Here is a 19,118-nt window from a genome sequence, read left to right on the forward strand (position 1 = left end):
AGTTTTAAGCGTTAGTTGGTTTAGTTCCTGTTACTCTTAATCCCATAGATCTGGCAGTACCTGCAACCATAGAAAGAGCAGAGTCCATTGTAAAACAGTTAAGATCCGCCATTTTATCTTCAGCGATTTTCTTTACCTGTTCCCAAGTTACAGAACCTACTTTGTTTCTGTTTGGTTCACCAGAACCTCCCTTGATCTTAGCTGCATCCATTAGCTGGATTGCTGCAGGTGGAGTTTTAATAACGAATTCAAAAGATTTGTCTTCGTATACTGTAATTACTACAGGTAAAACTTGCCCTGGCTTATCTTGGGTTCTTCCGTTAAATTGCTTACAAAACTCCATGATGTTCACACCTGCAGAACCCAATGCTGGACCTACTGGTGGAGAAGGGTTAGCTGCGCCACCTTTCACCTGAAGCTTTACCATTTTAAAGACTTTCTTAGCCATTGTTTGTTTTTTAAATTTGAATAATTAATGAGTTTGGAAGCATTTATTATTCAGTAGGTTATGCACTCACATAACAATAAACCTACTTTTTGGACTGCAAAAGTATAAAATATTTTTGAAATAGCAAACGGAAATTGCTGATTTTTAAAAGTTTTAGAAAAAAAATAAATCAAGCCCCATTAATGTATCTTTGAAAATATAGCCCCAAAAACAAAAACGGTTATCTGCATTAAATAACCGTTTTTAAAATATTTTAAAAGAAAAGACTGATTAAAAGCCTGAAGGTTTATTAATTGTTTTCGTAGAACCGTCGTTTCCACCAAGATCATCATTGATATCGTTTATATTTTGCTTTTCAATTAATCTTTTGTAAGCCATCAGATAAAGATCAACCGTAAAGTTATTATAGGTTCTTGATGGTGTAGTTGTGTTGGTGGCGATCATTCTGCTATCTGTAAATCTAGCTCTGACGTGCCATGTTCCGTTACTTTTGAAAGCCACTACATCCGGCGATCCCTGTTTGTTATCATTCACACCGTTGTCACCATAATCAAGCATTACACTGGTATTTCCATCGTTCAGCTTGAAGGAATAATTGTGGAGGATAACTAAAAAGTTGTTGGCATCAATTTTAGTATCATAATCTGTAATTCCTGTTCCAGGTACACCGGTAAGGGTAAGTTTAAGATAATTGAACAGCCCGCTGCTTTCCAAAGCCGGATCATACAGTTGTAAGGCATTCTGCGAAGTGGCTAAAAAGCTTCCTCCTGTCATCGTAGGTTCTCCCGGATTTCTTAAATATAAGGAATTCGTATGTGTTTTTCCATTAACATCAAGTGTTTCTGAGGGATTAGCAGTGTTGATCCCTACTTTTCCTTTCTGGGCGTTTAAAAACATCCCAAGACATAGGATTATTGTGATATAAATTTTTCTTTCCATAGTTTTTTTATTGAAGGCCCAGTGGCGTATTGGTTGATACTCCCGAATATCCCGGTGAAGCAGATGCTGAAACAGAACCGTTAAAAGTTCCCCAATCTTTCACTAAGGATTTTTCAAAGACATTTAAGGTAAGTGTCCAGGTTCCATTGATGGAAGAAACAGTTCCTGCTCCTTTAAAAGCTAAATTAATAGCATGGTACTGTTTACCGCCGCTGGTCACCTGTGTAATTTCAGTTGAGTAAGAACCATACGATTTTGGGGTCGTACTTGTGTTCGCTGCTGAAACCGCTCCTGTAAAAACAGCACCTGTAATGGCCACCACATATTTACTTGCATCTAATCCTGTATTGAGATTCACAACTTCATCCTGTCTTACATTTTTCAATACAACATTATACATATTTACAGGGGCTACATTACGGAGCGATATATCCAGCAGCTTCACCTTACCTACCGGTGAAGTATCTTTTGACCGGGTAAGAAGAAGATAGTTTCCGCTTGCCTTTGTATTTTCAGTATCTATTAAATAAGATTCTACTAATGTTTCCCCTTCAACATCAAGAGTTCCTTTGGGTGTTTTAGTATTTATTCCTACTTGTGCATTTATGCTTAAAGCAGCAAAACCCGTAAAGAGTATCGCAATAATTTTTTTCATAATTTATGTTTTTATTGAATTAATGGAGCTGTCGCCGCACCAGTAGCTGACCCATTAAGGTTTTGTGTTGAATTAAAATCTTTCGCGTACGACCTATCAAACACCAGTAAGTTGAGTGTCCAGACTCCTGTAGGTAAAGAATTATCAGGGGCAAATCCATGGTAATCTGCCTTAAGCTTCCATGTCCCTCCTGAAGAGTAAGCAAAGATCTGTGGCACTGGGGTAAGCCAGTCTCCGGAATAAGTTCTTGTAGGCTGTGTAAAACCAAAAGAAGAGATAACCACCAAAAATTTGCTGGAATTGATCTTGGTGTCAAATTGATTTACCCAATCTTTGTCATTAGGATCGCAGGTAATTTTGAATTGAACAAGGTTAATAGGAGCCGGTGAATTAGGTACAAAAGAATCATTGTACGCTGTAATTTTGTTGTCCGGCGCCGGAGATTTGATAATGAAAGTGTAATTCTCATCCGCTTTCAGTTTTTCCAGGGGTTGTTTAAAAACAATTCCTGATGTCTTCATTGTACCGTTTACGGTAAGCTCTTTTTCTGGTGTCGCAGTATTGATACCAACCTGCGCACTCATGAGCACTGATGTGCCCACCAGAGTGATCATCGAAATAATTTTTGTCATTGAGTTATGTGTTTATAAAGCTTATGCTCTTGGGTGACTGATCTTAATTCTATTCTTATTTAAAACATAGAATGCCCATACCTCTGTAACCAGTGTATGAAATAAAAAGAATAAAATTTTGTGGATTAGCTAACAGCTTGGTTGCAAGAAGTATGCCATATGAAAGTGAATTAAGGAACTAAAAGGAACTTGATCCATAAAAAAGCAAAAAGGGTCACGTAATGGTGATAATTCAATTAAAGTAAACTACTTTATAGAAGTAGTCAGCAGAGTTATGAAATTTGAATATCAGCACAATAGTTTCAGCAAACTTAAAAAAACTCTAGCCAGAGTGAAAAAAAAAATGAAGATTCAAATTCAATATTTCATTATGAATTAATAGAACGGCACTATTATTTACCGAAAAAATAACCGAGAAGCATCGCCAGAGACTATTGTTAAAATATATTGAAATGGAATCAGCAAAAAAAGACTGCTTTAAAAGCAGTCTTTTTTATATTTTATAAGTAATGTATTATACTTTTTCTACTTGCATGTAGCTCAGTTCCATTGGAGTTTTTCTACCGAAGATCAATACAGAAACTTCAATTTTCTTTTTGTCTTCAAGAATCTTCTCAACTGTACCATTGAATCCGTTGAAAGGTCCGTCGATTACTTTAACGTTTTCACCTACTACATAAGGAATTTCAACATCGCTTGCAAATTCTGAAAGTTCATCCATTCTTCCAAGCATTCTGTTTACCTCTGATTTTCTCATTGGAACAGGATCACCCCCTTTTGTTAAACTTAAGAAAGAAATAACTCCTGGGATATTTTTAATAACGTGAGGAATCTCTCCCATCAGGTCAGCTTCAATCATCAAGTAGCCAGGATAGTAAGGTCTCTCTTTAGGAACTTTTTTACCGTTTCTAATCTGGATTACCTTTTCCATAGGAATAACCACTTGAGTAACGTACTGCTCAAACCCTAAACGTTTGATTTCTGTCTCAATATAGTTTTTCACTTTATTTTCCTGTCCGCTGATTGCTTTCAGCACATACCATTTCAATTCGCTCATTATGGAAAATACTTAATTATTAATTGAACAAGTTGATTAGCATTCCTATGATGTTGCTGATTGCTTTTGAAAACAATTCATCAACTCCAAAGGTAAATAAAGCCAGAATAACTGTCGCAATAGTAACTACAATTGTAGAAGACTGAAGGTCAGCCCATTTTGGCCATTCAACTTTATGTCTGAATTCGTTATAAGAACCTTTTAAAAAATCGACAAATGAACTCATAATTTATATTTGCACGGGCACAAGGATTCGAACCCTGATCAACGGTTTTGGAGACCGGTATCCTACCATTGGACGATGCCCGTAGTTAAAAAAAGCTCCGTAAAGAGTGTTCCTTACGGAAGCTTTTTATATTGTTTTAGATGTGGATTAGTCGATGATTTCAGTTACCTGACCTGCACCTACTGTTCTACCACCTTCTCTGATCGCGAATCTAAGACCCTCGTTAAGAGCGATTGGCTGAAGTAATTCAACAGTGATTGTTAAGTTATCACCAGGCATTACCATTTCTACACCTTCTGGTAAGAAGATCTCACCTGTAACGTCAGTAGTTCTTACGTAGAACTGAGGACGGTACTTGTTGTGGAATGGAGTGTGACGTCCACCTTCTTCTTTAGAAAGGATATAAACCTCAGCTTTGAATTTCTTGTGTGGCTTAACTGAATCTTTCTTAGCGATAACCATACCTCTCTTGATGTCAGTTTTTTCAATACCTCTCAACAATAGACCTACGTTATCACCAGCTTCACCTCTGTCTAGGATTTTTCTGAACATCTCAACCCCTGTAATAGTAGAAGTTAATTTTTCATCACCCATACCTACGATATCAACTGGATCACCAGTGTTGATAACACCAGCCTCGATTCTACCAGTTGCTACAGTACCTCTACCTGTAATAGAGAATACGTCTTCGATTGGCATTAAGAATGCTTTATCCTGATCTCTAACAGGCTGCTCGATCCAAGTATCAACTGCATCCATTAATTCTTCAACAGTCTTAACCCACTTCTCGTCTCCGTTAAGAGCACCAAGAGCAGATCCCTGGATTACTGGAGAGTTATCTCCGTCATATTCGTAAGTAGATAATAAATCTCTAAGTTCAAGTTCAACAAGCTCTAAAAGCTCAGCATCATCCACCATGTCAACTTTGTTCATGAAAACAACGATTCTTGGTACGTTTACCTGACGGCAAAGTAGGATGTGCTCTCTAGTTTGAGGCATTGGTCCATCAGTTGCAGCACATACTAAGATAGCTCCATCCATCTGAGCAGCACCAGTTACCATGTTTTTAACATAGTCGGCGTGACCTGGACAGTCAACGTGTGCATAGTGTCTGTTTTCAGTTTCGTACTCGATGTGAGCTGTATTAATAGTGATACCTCTTTCTTTTTCTTCTGGAGCAGAGTCAATAGAAGAGAAATCTTTCTTCTCAGCAAGACCCTTGTTAGCTAATACACTACTGATAGCTGCAGTAAGTGTAGTTTTACCATGGTCAACGTGACCAATAGTACCAATGTTCAAGTGTGGTTTGTTACGATTAAACGTTTCCTTTGCCATGATTTAAAATTATTTATTTATTGTTTTTCAAATTTTCGGTGTGCAAATATAATGAATTTTTAAATACCAAAAACTTTTTATTAAAAAAACTTTCAATATTATCATCCAGTGAAGGACAAACCTTATATTTCAACGTATTGAGACTGCAAATTTACACATTTTTCCGGATTGAAAAAATCTTTCTGAAACCTTTTATGAAAAAGCCTGAAACCCAATATAAAAAATAAGTTTCAGAAAGCAGCATTCACTCTTACCTGTGTTTATTTCAGAATATTATTCCGATCAGTCTTCCTTAATGACCGAATCAATAAATACAATGAAAATAAAAACGCACTTCCCAGCATAATAAGAGGTGTGGAAAGTTTGCAGAATGCAATAAGGGAGAAGAGACCGTTTATCACAGATCCCATTGTATTAATATTAAAAATTTTCAGTACTAAAAGGTATAGAATTACTACTGCAATAGCTGCTTTCCTATATTCCGGATTAAATATTCTGAGCATCCCATTCTTGATTCGGTTTCTGAAACCTGACGGCAGGAGCCATGCCGGAATAAAAAGGCTGTAAAGTCCTATGGAATTCATAAAAGATATATTCAGCATCAATAATACATTAAGGTGAAAGAAAATAGTTACCAGCAGCATATATCTGAAAAATTTCGGAGACATGAACGCTACAATAAAAACCATTTCAAAAATAACAGTAAAATAATCCAGGGCTTCCCAGAATATTTTAGAATTAATTCCTTCATAAAAATCCGAAAGCAGATCGTTCCACCCTATAATAAACCTATATTGCGTAAAAAATATTTGAGTATACTGAATATCAGTGCTCAGCCAGCCTCCCAGAATTTTAGAAAACCCGGCAGTAAACATTCCGAAGCTGAAAATCAAACTTATCATAAACAGAGGCCACGATTTTGCCAGCTCATCCGTTTCTTTTACGGGCTCAGGAAAGAAGCTAAAGGTTTTGTTCCAGGGAGAGAATGCCATTATCATGATCGGAAGTGTATAAATAAAATCGTGATTCACTTTTCCAAACGAATAGGCATAATTATTCGTCAATACATACAGGATCATATACAATATTGCAAATATTCTAGGTTTATATCCTATCAGTATCAACAATAAACATGCGTAGATTATATATCTGCAAAGCACAAAAAATGCTTCAGAAGGGACAATATCCGTGAAAGACAGGATGCTGATGGGCGGAAGCATAGCACTGTTAGGAATAGAATGGATCCAGCTGTTATCTGCTACTCCCGACCATAACAGGAACATGGAAAAAAATATTCTGTAAAATGCCAGGAACTCATAGCTGGGACGGTAAGAAACAAAGGGAAGTTCTTTTAATTTATTCATCATTATTAGTTTAAAAAACGATAACTCAGTACAGTATCATACACAGATTTCTGGGTCAATTTTCTTGTGGTTATATCAAAATCTTTAGTTTCATTGATCACCTGTATAGCGGCGACTTTTTTACCGGGAAATCTTTTCTCAAGTCTGTTTACAATGAATTTTTTACTTTCTTCCATATCCACTTTTTTAATGTTCCGGTTAAGGATAGATTTTTTCAACAGGTAAAACTTCTTTTTATAAGGAGGAAGGGAATTCACCCGGCTGTCCAAAACCGGATATTTCCTTGGAAAAAGCAAATTCTGAATAAGGGTAATCTGTATGGTTCTCGGTATACTTTCTCCCAGATAATCATTATTGACCAAAATACTGTCTGACCCGTCTTTAAAAAAGACATGGGAAGTGGTTTTGGTAAAATTAATATATTTTCCATCTTTTATGGGATAGGATGCGAATCCCGGAAAGTTAAATGAAGGATAGGTTTCTTCAATATTAACCTTAAAAACAAGTTGCAGGGGAAGCAAGACGATTAAAAAGCCAAACAAAAAAAGAACTCTTTTTTTGTAGCGTTTCATTTTGTGTTTTAACATTTGTGTATAGAGATGAGGGATTAATTATAAGATATCATTTGTTTTTTTCTAATTGCCCAATTTAATTATTTTATTCGAAATCAGACGACAAGAAATTAAAAAAAATCGCCTTAGGAATTTCCAAAGGCGAAATATTATAACAAATTAAATTGATTGCAGTTTTCCTGTTCTGTTGAAGATCCAGAAAATAATCGGGAAAATAAGCAGAGTAAGCACTGTAGCTGTAATCAGTCCTCCGATAATGACAATTGCAAGAGGTTTCTGAGACTCCGATCCGATTCCTGTAGACAAGGCAGCCGGCATAAGCCCTATGGAAGCCATCAATGCTGTCATAATTACAGGTCTCGTCCTGGATTTTACTCCATTTAATATAGCGGTATCGATATCCATTCCGTCTTTAACATTCTGGTGGAATTCTGTAATAAGGATTACCCCGTTCTGGATACAAATTCCCAGAAGAGCAATCATTCCTACTCCGGCAGAGATTCCAAAATTGATTCCGGTAACATGCAAAGCGATGATACCTCCAATCAAAGCAAAAGGTACGTTTGCCAATACCAGAAGAGAATCTTTCATATTGCCGAACAGAATAAACAACAGGAAGAAAATCATCAGAATACTCACCGGTACTACCTGCGCCAGCCTGTGTGAGGCACGCTGCTGGTTTTCAAACTGACCTGTCCATCCTATTGAATAACCGTCCGGAAGTTCAATCGTTTCTACTTTTTTCTGAGCATCCGCAATCGTACTTCCCAAATCCCGGTCACGGATGGAGAATTTCACCCCGATGTATCGCTTGATATTGTCTCTGTAAATAAATGCGGCTCCGTTATCTTTAACAATGGTGCTTATTTCTTTTAAAGGAATCTTTGCTCCATCCTGTGTAGGAACCATCAAAGCAGCAATGTCATTTTCATTGGTTCTGTATTCCTGAGAATACCGAAGACGGATCGGGAATTTCCTTTCCCCATCAAACATTTCAGAGGCAGTTTTCCCTCCAAATGCCATCTCCAGCACAGCCTGCGCATCTGCGGGCATCACTCCATAAGCGGCCATTTTATCTCTGTCCAAAACCACGCTTACTTCCGGCTGGCCGATATTTTTAATAATTCCCGGATCCTTCACGCCTTGTACGTCTTTAATTTTAAGCAAAACTTCGTGGGCTAATTTGTCAAGGGTTTCCAGGTTATCACCATAGATTTTGATTCCGTTTTCAGCTTTAAAACCGGCCACTGCCTCTGCTACGTTATCTGAAATAGGCTGGGAGTAGTTGAAAGTAATTCCCTGATAACTTCTGAGTTTTTTGTCTATTTCATTGATCAGTTCGTCATAAGTAATCTTACGCTTCCATTCTTCTCTTGGCTTAAGGTTTACCGCAAACTGTACAAATCCGAATCCGTTGGGATCGGTTCCATCATTACTTCTTCCCGTCTGGGCGAGCACATCTGTCACTTCGGAAAAGCTCATAATGTCCTTCTTTAAAAGATCAGCTGTTTTCAGAGATTCTTTTAATGAGGAGCTCATCGGCATTTCGGCTGTGATCCACAATGAACCTTCATTCAACTGGGGTAGGAATTCTGTTCCAAGGAATTTCCCCGAAAACAAAGTAACAGCCAGAAAGGAAATCGCTACAATCATACTCATCTTCTTATGCCTGAACGTTAAATTAAAGCCTTTCAAAACGATTCTGTCCCAGAAATTCACAAACGGATTGTTTTTTTCTCTTACATTTTTATTTAAAAGGATATGCGAAAGAACAGGAACAAGAGTTAATGTAAATATCAATGCTCCCATTAATGCAAACCCTAATGTAAATGCCAGAGGAGAAAACATTTTCCCCTCTACTTTCTGGAATGAGAAAATAGGAATCAAGGAAGTAATGATGATTAATTTTGAAAAGAAGATGGCTTTTCCCAGTCCTGTTCCGGTTTGCTTAATCCATCCTCCCTTGGCAAGTTTATTAAACTTCTCCGTCCCGTACTTATGCGCTTTATGATCCAGCATTACGAAAAGGCCTTCCACCATGACGACGGCTCCGTCTATGATAATCCCGAAGTCTACTGCTCCCAAAGAAAGCAGGTTCGCACTCATTCCTGCCAGTTTTAAACATAAAAAGGCAAACAATAAGGATAATGGGATAATGATGGAAACAATCAGCGTGGTTCTCCAGTCTGCCATAAAGATCAAAACAATAACCGTTACCAGTACGATACCTTCAATAAGGTTATGCATTACGGTATGAGTGGTAAAATCCATCAGATTGTCACGATCGTAGAAAGTCACCATTTTAACATCTTTCGGAAGTACTTTTTCGTTAAGCTCTTTAATTTTAGCCTTCACCCCTACTAAAACCTCTCTCGGGTTCTCCCCTTTTCTCATCACAACAATTCCTTCCACCGTATCGTCATGATGATTAAGAGCGGCCTGCCCTACTCTGGGCATGGAACTTTCGTGAACTTCTGCTACATTTTTTACCAAAACAGGGTTTCCACTGTCATTCTGAATGGTAATATTTCCAATATCCGCTACAGATTTTACCAAACCGATACCTCTTACCACATAAGCCTGACCATTTTTTTCAATGACATCTCCTCCTACATTCAGGTTACTTTTGGTGACAGCATCATATACCTGAAGCGGCGTAAGGTTGTATTTATCCAAAGCTCTCGGATCGATACTCAGTTCAAAAACTTTATCCTGTCCTCCGAAAACATTGATATCCGCAACGCCGGGAACTCCTCTTAAAGCACGGTCTATTACCCAATTCTGCAGGGTAAGCAGCGCCCGGGAATCTTTGGTTTTACTTTCAAGCGTATATCTGAAAATTTCACCGGTTGGCCCGTAGGGTGGCTGTACTTCGGGATCTACCTCATCAGGAAGGCTAATGGTTCTTAACTGGTTATTGACCTGATTTCTGGCAAAAGTATCGTCCACCCCGTCGTCAAACAGAATTTTAACAATAGAAAGCCCAAACATGGTGGTACTTCTCACACTTGTTTTCTTTTGAACCGGGCTCATTGCCAATTCAATGGGAGTAGTAACAAAACGTTCTACTTCTTCTGCACTACGCCCATTCCATTGGGTAATGATGACAATCTGAGTATTGGTTACATCCGGAAAAGCTTCAATAGGCATGTTTTTGAAACTTATAAAGCCGGAGATGGCTAAAATCGCTACCCAGATAAAGGTAAATGCTTTATTTTTTAATGAAAAAGCAATTATATTTTTTATGAATTTATTCATGATAGATACATTGATGACCTAAAAAAGCCGTTAAAGAAAAATATCAGTATTCTTAATGGTTTAATAAGACTAGCTGTTCAGTGAACGGTAGATCAGCAGCTGGTTGTTGGTAATCACTTCTTCTCCTTCTTTCAGACCGTCTGCAATATAGGTGACATCACCCACCTGCTTTAATACTTTGATTTCTCTGATCTTCACATCTGTCCTGGATTTAAAAACCACTACGAAGCTTTTATTATCATCAAAAATCACTGCTTTGGAGGGAACGGTAAGCGTAGAGTTGCTTTCCAGACTGGAAACTTTTATCGTGGCTTTACTCTCTGGGATCAAAAGTCCGTTGGCATTGTCTAATACGACTCTTGCCTGCATGGCATTGGTCTGCGGGTCAATAATTTTGAAAATTTTATCAATTTTTCCGTCAAAAACTTTGTCCGGATAAGATAGAGTAGATACCTGAGCTTTCATTCCAAGACTGATTTTATCAATATCAGATTCATTGACATTCATAATCGCCCATACATTGGTGGTGTTGGCCACATCAAAAATATTATCGCTTCTATCACTTCTCAGCTGCATATCTTTATTGATACTTTTCTGAACAATATAACCGCTGATAGGTGCTACCACACTGTATATATTCCCGGTTTTTACATTATAAACCGTACTTACTGCTGCAGCTCTCTGTAACTGATCTTCGGCTTTTTGCAACTGGCTTTTAGCTTCCAGTACATCTCTTTCGGTATTCAGTTTTCCTTCATAGAGTTCTTTCGCGACACGAAGGTTATTTTTTGCCACTACCAGATCTGTTTTTGCATCACTTACATCCTTCTGAATTTCTGCAAGCTCAGTACTTCTGATGGTGGCTAAAACCTGTCCTTTTTTTACATAGTCGCCCAATTCTACATTGACGCTCATTACATTTCCTCCAACTAATGGATAAACATCTATATAACTGTTTTTGTCTGCGGAGATTTTTCCGTAAAAACTGTATTCGTCTTCTATATTTCTTTTTTCAACCTTTGCCAGGGAAATAGAACTCAGCATCGTATTACTGAGTTCAAATCCTTTTTTGGTGTGAATATTTTTCTCTTCCTCTTTTTTTGAACAGGCTATTAATGAAAGAACCATCAATACGGGAATAATATATGTTTTCATGATTTTAATAGAAGATTTTCGTTTGTACTAGTTGATTAAGCTGTTCTGCAGACTGCATGATCTCATTTTTCATATCGTAGATCTGAAGGGCTGTTTCCCTGTAGCTGTCCATAAAGTCTGTAAATTCAATCAGGTTGACATTTCCCTTTCTGAAATTGTTCAGCATTCCGTTATAAACAAGCTCCATATTCTGAAGATCTGTCGTTTTCACATCCTGCAGCTGATCATATTGTGCTTTCCAGGTTTTGTAGGCAGACTGAACTTTGGTTTCCAGAGTCAGCTTTTGAAAGTCTGCATTTTTCTGGTTCTGTTGAATCGCATAGTTTGCTTTTACAACATTTCCCTGATTCGCTTTCCATAGCGGCAAAGGAATTCCCAAGGTTAGATTCGCTTCGTTATTAAAAGTTCCTCCCGCCTGATCCCATGCAGCTCCTACCGTAACATCAGGGACATTCAGTGATTTCTGCCATTGTGCATACAGCTTACTGCTATCAATAAGCTTTAGATTATACCGGTAATCTGCATTATTTTCAAGGGCTTTACCTTTCAACTCTTCTTCATTACCGAAAGGCTGTGCTGCCAAAGCTTCTTTAGCTTCGGTTTCGGATATTGTTGGCTCTATTTCTTCTGAAACTCCTGTCAGAACTTTCAGATTCTGTTCAAAATCAAGAATATTTTTGTTGATCTCCAGCTTATCATGATTGAGTTGGATCACTATACTCTGTAATCTGACAGCATCTTTAAGAGAAACATTTCCTTTGGAAGACTGTACACGGTAAGCATCTAAGAGATCATTCATATATCCCAGCTGCCTGTTGGTGTTTTCCAGTTTTAGTTTTTCATAATAAAGATTGAAATAAGCAGAACGAAGCTGATATCGTAAATCTGCCAGCAATTGGGAAAACTGAAGCTGGGCCAGTTCTTTATTGGACCTGGCAAAAGCAATTTCATTTTTCTTTTTGCCACCCATATAAATCAATTGAGTAATACCTGCTCCCTTAGAATGTCCTACATCAAAAAACTTTTTGTCCTGCGGATTATAAGCATTGAACTGTCCGCTTAATTGAGGTAATTCCCAGATTTTAGCCTGCAGAATATCCGCATCAGCCATATTGATATTGTACTGTTCGGCGAGCAGCTGGAGGTTGTTCTTCTGAAACGCTTCTTCGCATTCCAAAAGAGACATCTGCTGTTGTGCCGCCATGAATGAGGAAACGGCCAGGCACAGCACTGCAATTCTGTTCATTATTTTTATTTTTAAATTACAAAATTGCTTTGATGCGATTAAAAGAAACTTAAATGACGCTTAAAAAAATATTAAAATAGGCTTGAGCAGGCCGTTTATCCAATAAATCAACGGATAAAACAAGTGAATTTTTCTCTAATTATTGAATTTTTGTTAAAAAAAACCAATCGCAGGTTTAACAAAAAAACAACTGTTTTATATCAGTTGTTTTTCATTTATTTTTTAAAACTTATGGTAAACTTATTGATGAAATCTGCTGGTGAAGAATATACAATATCTGCATCATGATATTCCAGAATCCTTTTGACAATTCTAAGACCTAATCCTGACCCCGCAATATTCTGTGCATTATTTCCTCTCGTGAAAGCTTCAAACAGTTTAGCCTGCTCATCTTCAGAAATCGTATTACCATGGGAAATTACTTCAATAGAAAGATTATCATTGGTTTCAGTAATCAGGACCTTCACCTCTGTATTGTCCGAATACACGGCAGCATTTTTAAACAGGTTGATAAAGACAATCACCAATAATGACTGGATTCCCCTGATGGTTAAAAATGCATTTTCAAAGCTATTTTCATTGATCAGAAAATCCAGTTTAAGCTGTGGATAACTTTTTTCTACAGCTTCAAAAGCTTCAAAAATAACTTCATCAATTCTTACTTCCTCATAAATACTCTGAATATTTTCTTTATCAAATTTGGTCAGCAATAAAAGCGAGTTGGTCAGATCGGACAGTTGATATACATCTCTCTGGATTTGCTTTAAAGATGATAATGTTTCCGGAGAATGTTCTTCAAACTTAATCAGGTTTTCCAGCTGAAAGGCCATTCTTGTTATTGGGGTTCTGATCTCATGCGAAGCACTGGCCGTAAAATCTTTTTGGGACTGAAATACATCATCCAGCCTTCCAATCATTGTATTAAACGATTTTGCCAGAACGCTTACTTCATCATTTGACTGTTCTACCGGGATCTGTGTGGTAAGTTTATGGGCAGTAACTTCAGAAATTTCTTTGTTCAGATCTTCCAAAGGACGGAGGAACTTTTCCACAAAATAATAGCTGAAGAAACCAATAAGCATAGTACTCATCACATACGCTGTAATCAAAAGATATTTAAGATAACCTAATTTGGATTTTCCGTTTGTATCAAAGGCACTTGTAAGGATATAGTAATTTTCACCATTGATATTCCTGAGCGCGGCGTAAATTTCCGGGACGGTTTTTTCCGTATAGATAATCTTCTTTTTATCCAGCTCTTTAAGCATGGCGCTGTCCCAAATGACATTCCGGTCTTTAATCGTACTGTAGATGAGTTCTTTTTTTTCGTTGAAAATTAAAATCTTTTCATTCAAAAGGATATTATCTGAATTTTCATTGAAAAAAACAGGTGCTTCTTCTTCAAAGTCTTTGGATTTTGAAATGAAATGGGAAGTAAATTCAAGCCTCTGCCTGAATCTTTCTTTAAATTCATCTCTTCTGAAATCATTAAAAGATAAATAAATGACCGCCATCACCATCCCAAAAAGTAGTGAAAAGGCGATACTGATCGTTAGGGCTATCTTTCTTTTTAAAGACATTTATAAAGGACTTAGGTAGTATCCGAAACCTGAACGGGTGTGGATCAGTTTTATTTTAAAATCTTTATCAATCTTTTTCCTCAGAAAATTGATATAAACTTCTACGGTATTGGTATTCGTATTAAAATTGTGTTCCCATACATGTTCTGTAATCTGTTGTTTGGAAACCGTTCTTCCCTGCGCTTCCGCAAGATAAACCAACAGCTGGAATTCTTTTAATGTAAGTGTTATTTCATTTCCTCCACGATAGACCTTCTGTTCTGTTTTATTGATAATAAGGTCGTCAACTCTTAGAATATCCTGATCTGCATTATCAGAAGGTGCCTTTCTTCTCAACAGCGAATTGATTCTTAGCAGAAGTTCTTCAAACTGAAATGGCTTTACAAGATAATCATCAGCCAGTCTGGTGAAGGCGTCTTTTTTATCAGAGATATCTCCATAAGCAGAGATGATAATGATGGGGGTATTTTTGTCAAAAGAGCGGATCGTCTGGCAGACATCAAGTCCATTTATCTTAGGAACATTAATATCGAGTAAATACAGATCATAACTACTGTTTTTTATCTGGCGGAGAAAAGTTTCCCCGTCATAGATTTTATCACAATTAAAATTATTTGATTCTAAAAATCTGCACAACTCTGCAGACAGAATGAGATCATCTTCCAGTAAAAGAATATTCATCAAAAATTTATTTTACACGAATTTAACGAAAATTTTATGATTGTGATTGTAAAGCTGAAGTAAAAATCGGATCGATCTCCAATATATTAAGCCCAACAGTTGAAGCTTCGTTGGAAGTGTTTGAATAAAATTAAAGAATTTTATGAAGCGAAAAACCTTTTTCACTTAGTATGTATTCTATATAATAAAGAAGTTTTAGAAAATGCAGATTCCTCTAATAGAGAATAAAAAAATATTTGTATTATTATCTTGTAATTCAAACGATTATATGAAAATCACATTACTATACATATCAGGGCTCATTTTAACTTCACTATTATTTTCTGCTCAAAATAATAATGCGGTTATGGAGATTAATTATGAGACAAAATTAATTTCTGATAGCCTGAATAGAGAAAAAGTAAAGGTTTATTCATCAACTTTATTATGTAATAATACCGAATCAATTTATTGCAGTGCAGAAGCTAAAGCATACTATAAAGGAAATTCCACACAAACTATCAGTACAAATTACGGGAATATCCCTAAATATCCTAAAGCCGTAGAAAGCATTTATAAAGCCAACGGGGTTATTAATGCATTTCTACCGGTAGGAAAATATATTTTCTCGTTTGATGAGCCCAAACTCAATTGGGAGGTTTTGCATCAAACTAAACATATCAAAGGTTTTAAATGTCAATTAGCAAAAACCATCACCGATACTGGAGATACTTTTTTTGCATGGTTTACAAACGATATTACTATTTCGGATGGACCATTCCGTTTCAAAGGACTCTCAGGAATGGTTCTGGAAGTTTTCAATAAGAGTAAAACAATAGAAATTTACGCAACTGATATTAAAAAATCAGACGAAATTATAGAACCTCTAAAATATTATAATGAGGTTAAAGCTAAAAATAAACAACAGTTTTTAGAAGCAAGAAAAAACTTTCACGAAAATCCATCAATGTATAATGGTAATTTGAAAGTGGTAGATGCTAATGGCAATGATAAAACTAAAATGATGACAGACCGTTTGAAAAATGTAAATACTTTCCTTGATTAAGAATAATCCTTAAAGGAGTAAATGTTTCCAGGTATAAAAATCTACATCTATCCTAACTGCTTTCTTAGTTATCTGATCAATTATACTATCAGCTATTTTTACGTATATTATCCATCCTATATGGATTGGCTTAGAACTAATTGGCTTAGGTACTCAAATCTTACCAAAATACAATCTTCATCATTTTTGCGTTCTAATTATACAGTATGGAATACCGGCTGGTATTACCACATTTAACCCATGAATTTTTTAATCCATATCTTGTATTCTTGGCTATCTACATTGTACACAACCTGTTTCTTTTTCAAATAAAATTTGGGCATAAAAAAATCCCGAAGAAATTCGGGAAAATCGAGAGCCAACTACGGGACTTGAACCCGTGACCTCTTCCTTACCAAGGAAGCACTCTACCGCTGAGCTAAGTCGGCATCAACTAAAAAAATCACACTAAGTAGCGTGATTTTCGTTGAGCGGAAGACGGGGGTCGAACCCGCGACATTCAGCTTGGAAGGCTGACGCTCTACCAACTGAGCTACTTCCGCAATTTTGTTTCCAAAATTATTGGTAAACGCTGTGCAAAACTAAGAAAACTTATTTAATCTTGCAAGTTTTTTATAATATAAAATGTGGGGAGAGCAGGATTCGAACCTACGAAGCCGAAGCAACTGAGTTACAGTCAGTCCCATTTAGCCACTCTGGAATCTCCCCAGATATTTTATATTAAAATGGAGCCTCCAGAGGGATTCGAACCCACGACCCCGAGATTACAAATCACGTGCTCTGGCCAACTGAGCTATGGAGGCATTTTAATAAAGGACTGAAACTGATCGAGAAACTCTACTCTACACATTCCAGTGTTAAAAAAATCACTCTTAATGTTGTGATTTTATTGAGCGGAAGACGGGGGTCGAACCCGCGACATTCAGCTTGGAAGGCTGACGCTCTACCAACTGAGCTACTTCCGCAATTTTGTTTCCAAAACTATTGGTAAACGCTGTGCAAAACTAAGAAAACTTATTTAATCTTGCAAGTTTTTTTTATAAAAATATAAAGTGGGGAGAGCAGGATTCGAACCTACGAAGCCGAAGCAACTGAGTTACAGTCAGTCCCATTTAGCCACTCTGGAATCTCCCCAAAAGTTTATATTTTATGAGCCTCCAGAGGGATTCGAACCCACGACCCCGAGATTACAAATCACGTGCTCTGGCCAACTGAGCTATGGAGGCAAATATAAAAAAGAATTCAAAAGATCGCTGTTCCTTTTTTGCGAGTGCAAATATAGAACGGATTTTTTGAATTCTCAAATTTTTTATAAACTTTTTTTAACTTTTTTTTCTACGCCATTTCTTTTTTCTTGATTAATAGCTTTTTAGCAGTATCAACGCAAAGGTCCAGACTTTCTTCAAAACTTGTAGTGGTCTTCTTTACTACGATATCGTCTCCCGGAACCGCTAAAATAATCTCGGCAGTTTTATTAGCTTTATCCGAATTATTTTCAACTTTCAAGAACACCTTACACTCCTGAATTTTGTCATAGAAGGTATCCAATTTACTTACTTTTTTGTCGATGTGTGATTCTAGTGGTTCGTGTGGAGTTAAACCAATTGATTGTACTGAAATCTTCATAATTCTTCTTTTTTTGATGCTCGAGGGTGAGCCTGATTAAACACTTTTTTCAATTGTTCAATATTAGCATTCGTATAGACTTGAGTACTGGCAAGGCTGGAATGCCCTAATATTTTTTTCACTTTGGAGATCTCCGCCCCATTATCCAATACGTGGGTAGCAAAGCTATGCCGAAGGATGTGAGGACTTTTTTTTTCTTTCGTTGTTACAAGACTAAGGTACTTATTAACTACCACATAAACAAATTTTTCATTGAGTTTTTTCCCTTTCTTATTGACGAAAAAATATGATTTAAATTCTGTCTGCGGATTTCTTATTTCCAGATAACTTTTCAGAAGTTCAGACAATTCATTGGAAATGGGAATTACCCTTTCTTTATTCCCTTTTCCTATTACTTTTAATTCATTTCCATATAAGTCAACATTCTCAAATATCAGGCCACAAAGTTCCGCTTTACGCATTCCCGTCTGATAAAGAACCTCCATAATGCACTTTTCAAGCACGTCATGTACCTGTTCAAAAACTCTTTCATTGAGATCTGTCATTTCCTCTTTAGACATAGGAATCTGTTTTTCAGCATAAAACTTCAGGGAAGAAATTCCTTCAACGGGAGAAACTGTAATTTCACCTATTTTTAAAAGAAAAAGATAAAAACTGCGGAGAGAAGATAATTTTCTGTTGATACTTCTTTTCGAAATGTTATTTTCACTCAGTTCGACAATAAAATTCCGGATGATTTTCTTGTCTGCCTTGGTTAAATTGTCGGAAGATTCTGTTCGGAGAAAGAAATGGGAAAAGTCTTCAAGGTCTTTTTGGTAGCTTGTGATAGTATGAGGAGAATATCTTTTTTCGAATTGTAAGTATTCTAAAAACTTTTCCAGCATCATAGGGTATAAAAATAAAAATTCACTCCTCAAATATAAGAATTTAAGAAGTGAATTAATATATGGTTAAGAAAAAATCTTAAGCCTGCTCTTCTTTGCTAAGCGCTCTTTGTTTGTAAGCCGCTTTTAGTCTAGCTTGTCTCAAAGTTACAGAAGGCTTAATAAACTGTTGTCTAGATCTTAATTGACGAACAGTTCCTGTTTTATCAAATTTTCTCTTGTATTTTTTTAAAGCTCTGTCGATGGATTCACCATCTTTTACTGGAATTATTAACATATTTTACATCTCATTTTGGATTGCAAAAGTAGACATTTTTTATCAGAACACAAAATATATTGCAATAAACAATCACTACTCTATCTCATTTTTATTAACAAACCCCATATTAAAAGTCATTTACAGACAATAATATTT

18 protein-coding genes and 8 tRNA genes are annotated in these 19,118 nt (G+C 36.6%); 1 reads left to right on the forward strand and 25 read right to left on the reverse strand.

Annotation, left to right across the window (positions count from 1 at the left end):
* Positions 1 to 4: 4 nt before the first annotated feature.
* The 15 genes from rplK to V0410_RS12595 all read right to left on the reverse strand — a co-directional run bounded on the left by rplK (position 5) and on the right by V0410_RS12595 (position 15,148).
* Positions 5 to 448, reverse strand: a complete 444-nt coding sequence (gene rplK, locus V0410_RS12525; protein WP_047435399.1) for a 50S ribosomal protein L11 — start codon at positions 446 to 448, stop codon at positions 5 to 7.
* Positions 449 to 718: 270 nt separating this feature from the next.
* Positions 719 to 1,387, reverse strand: a complete 669-nt coding sequence (locus V0410_RS12530) for a hypothetical protein (RefSeq protein ID WP_330743512.1) — start codon at positions 1,385 to 1,387, stop codon at positions 719 to 721.
* Between the two features lie 7 nt (positions 1,388 to 1,394).
* Positions 1,395 to 2,042, reverse strand: coding sequence for a hypothetical protein (locus V0410_RS12535; protein WP_137905186.1), 648 nt, complete (start codon positions 2,040 to 2,042; stop codon positions 1,395 to 1,397).
* A gap of 11 nt (positions 2,043 to 2,053) precedes the next feature.
* On the reverse strand, positions 2,054 to 2,674 hold the full coding sequence (locus tag V0410_RS12540) for a hypothetical protein (protein WP_330743515.1): 621 nt from the start codon (positions 2,672 to 2,674) through the stop codon (positions 2,054 to 2,056).
* A 514-nt stretch (positions 2,675 to 3,188) separates the two neighbouring features.
* Complete coding sequence (nusG, locus tag V0410_RS12545; protein WP_002976412.1) at positions 3,189 to 3,731, reverse strand: transcription termination/antitermination protein NusG; 543 nt, start codon at positions 3,729 to 3,731, stop codon at positions 3,189 to 3,191.
* A 19-nt stretch (positions 3,732 to 3,750) separates the two neighbouring features.
* Positions 3,751 to 3,957 (reverse strand): preprotein translocase subunit SecE, encoded by a 207-nt coding sequence (secE, locus tag V0410_RS12550; protein WP_002976410.1) that lies wholly within the window; start codon positions 3,955 to 3,957, stop codon positions 3,751 to 3,753.
* 12 nt (positions 3,958 to 3,969) lie between these two features.
* Positions 3,970 to 4,040, reverse strand: a tRNA-Trp gene (locus V0410_RS12555).
* Positions 4,041 to 4,104: 64 nt separating this feature from the next.
* On the reverse strand, positions 4,105 to 5,292 hold the full coding sequence (gene tuf / locus V0410_RS12560) for an elongation factor Tu (protein ID WP_110008219.1): 1,188 nt from the start codon (positions 5,290 to 5,292) through the stop codon (positions 4,105 to 4,107).
* A 260-nt stretch (positions 5,293 to 5,552) separates the two neighbouring features.
* Positions 5,553 to 6,659, reverse strand: coding sequence for a hypothetical protein (locus tag V0410_RS12565; protein WP_330743546.1), 1,107 nt, complete (start codon positions 6,657 to 6,659; stop codon positions 5,553 to 5,555).
* A gap of 2 nt (positions 6,660 to 6,661) precedes the next feature.
* Positions 6,662 to 7,228: a hypothetical protein gene (locus V0410_RS12570; protein ID WP_330743549.1), complete on the reverse strand. Its 567-nt coding sequence runs from the start codon at positions 7,226 to 7,228 to the stop codon at positions 6,662 to 6,664.
* 159 nt (positions 7,229 to 7,387) lie between these two features.
* Positions 7,388 to 10,486 carry an efflux RND transporter permease subunit gene (locus tag V0410_RS12575; RefSeq protein WP_330743551.1) on the reverse strand — a complete coding sequence of 1,033 codons (3,099 nt, stop codon included), beginning with the start codon at positions 10,484 to 10,486 and terminating at the stop codon, positions 7,388 to 7,390.
* 69 nt (positions 10,487 to 10,555) lie between these two features.
* Positions 10,556 to 11,641, reverse strand: coding sequence for an efflux RND transporter periplasmic adaptor subunit (locus V0410_RS12580; protein ID WP_330743552.1), 1,086 nt, complete (start codon positions 11,639 to 11,641; stop codon positions 10,556 to 10,558).
* A gap of 4 nt (positions 11,642 to 11,645) precedes the next feature.
* Complete coding sequence (locus tag V0410_RS12585) at positions 11,646 to 12,887, reverse strand: TolC family protein (protein WP_330743553.1); 1,242 nt, start codon at positions 12,885 to 12,887, stop codon at positions 11,646 to 11,648.
* 215 nt (positions 12,888 to 13,102) lie between these two features.
* Positions 13,103 to 14,467, reverse strand: coding sequence for a sensor histidine kinase (locus V0410_RS12590; protein ID WP_330743555.1), 1,365 nt, complete (start codon positions 14,465 to 14,467; stop codon positions 13,103 to 13,105).
* Entirely contained in the window at positions 14,468 to 15,148 is a 681-nt protein-coding gene (locus V0410_RS12595) for a response regulator transcription factor (protein ID WP_110008227.1), read from the reverse strand.
* A gap of 268 nt (positions 15,149 to 15,416) precedes the next feature.
* Between V0410_RS12595 and V0410_RS12600 the strand changes: the two genes are divergently transcribed.
* On the forward strand, positions 15,417 to 16,193 hold the full coding sequence (locus V0410_RS12600; RefSeq protein WP_202841478.1) for a GLPGLI family protein: 777 nt from the start codon (positions 15,417 to 15,419) through the stop codon (positions 16,191 to 16,193).
* A gap of 356 nt (positions 16,194 to 16,549) precedes the next feature.
* Here the strand turns inward: V0410_RS12600 and V0410_RS12605 are convergent.
* From V0410_RS12605 to rpsU, 10 genes are all read right to left on the reverse strand, one after another.
* Positions 16,550 to 16,621: transfer RNA gene (locus V0410_RS12605), tRNA-Thr, on the reverse strand.
* Positions 16,622 to 16,662: 41 nt separating this feature from the next.
* A tRNA-Gly gene (locus V0410_RS12610) sits at positions 16,663 to 16,735 on the reverse strand.
* An 85-nt stretch (positions 16,736 to 16,820) separates the two neighbouring features.
* Positions 16,821 to 16,901: transfer RNA gene (locus V0410_RS12615), tRNA-Tyr, on the reverse strand.
* Positions 16,902 to 16,919: 18 nt separating this feature from the next.
* Positions 16,920 to 16,996, reverse strand: a tRNA-Thr gene (locus V0410_RS12620).
* An 89-nt stretch (positions 16,997 to 17,085) separates the two neighbouring features.
* Positions 17,086 to 17,158: transfer RNA gene (locus V0410_RS12625), tRNA-Gly, on the reverse strand.
* A gap of 88 nt (positions 17,159 to 17,246) precedes the next feature.
* Positions 17,247 to 17,327 (reverse strand) — tRNA-Tyr (locus V0410_RS12630).
* Between the two features lie 18 nt (positions 17,328 to 17,345).
* Positions 17,346 to 17,419, reverse strand: a tRNA-Thr gene (locus V0410_RS12635).
* A 109-nt stretch (positions 17,420 to 17,528) separates the two neighbouring features.
* Complete coding sequence (locus V0410_RS12640) at positions 17,529 to 17,819, reverse strand: HPF/RaiA family ribosome-associated protein (protein ID WP_002976393.1); 291 nt, start codon at positions 17,817 to 17,819, stop codon at positions 17,529 to 17,531.
* Positions 17,816 to 18,703, reverse strand: coding sequence for a tyrosine-type recombinase/integrase (locus V0410_RS12645; protein ID WP_330747690.1), 888 nt, complete (start codon positions 18,701 to 18,703; stop codon positions 17,816 to 17,818). The genes V0410_RS12640 and V0410_RS12645 overlap by 4 nt, the downstream gene beginning before the upstream one ends.
* A gap of 79 nt (positions 18,704 to 18,782) precedes the next feature.
* Positions 18,783 to 18,980: a 30S ribosomal protein S21 gene (rpsU, locus tag V0410_RS12650; RefSeq protein ID WP_034693154.1), complete on the reverse strand. Its 198-nt coding sequence runs from the start codon at positions 18,978 to 18,980 to the stop codon at positions 18,783 to 18,785.
* Positions 18,981 to 19,118: the final 138 nt, after the last annotated feature.

This window comes from Chryseobacterium sp. CP-77 (genome assembly GCF_036362765.1).
GTDB classification, from domain to species: Bacteria; Bacteroidota; Bacteroidia; order Flavobacteriales; family Weeksellaceae; genus Chryseobacterium; species Chryseobacterium cupriresistens.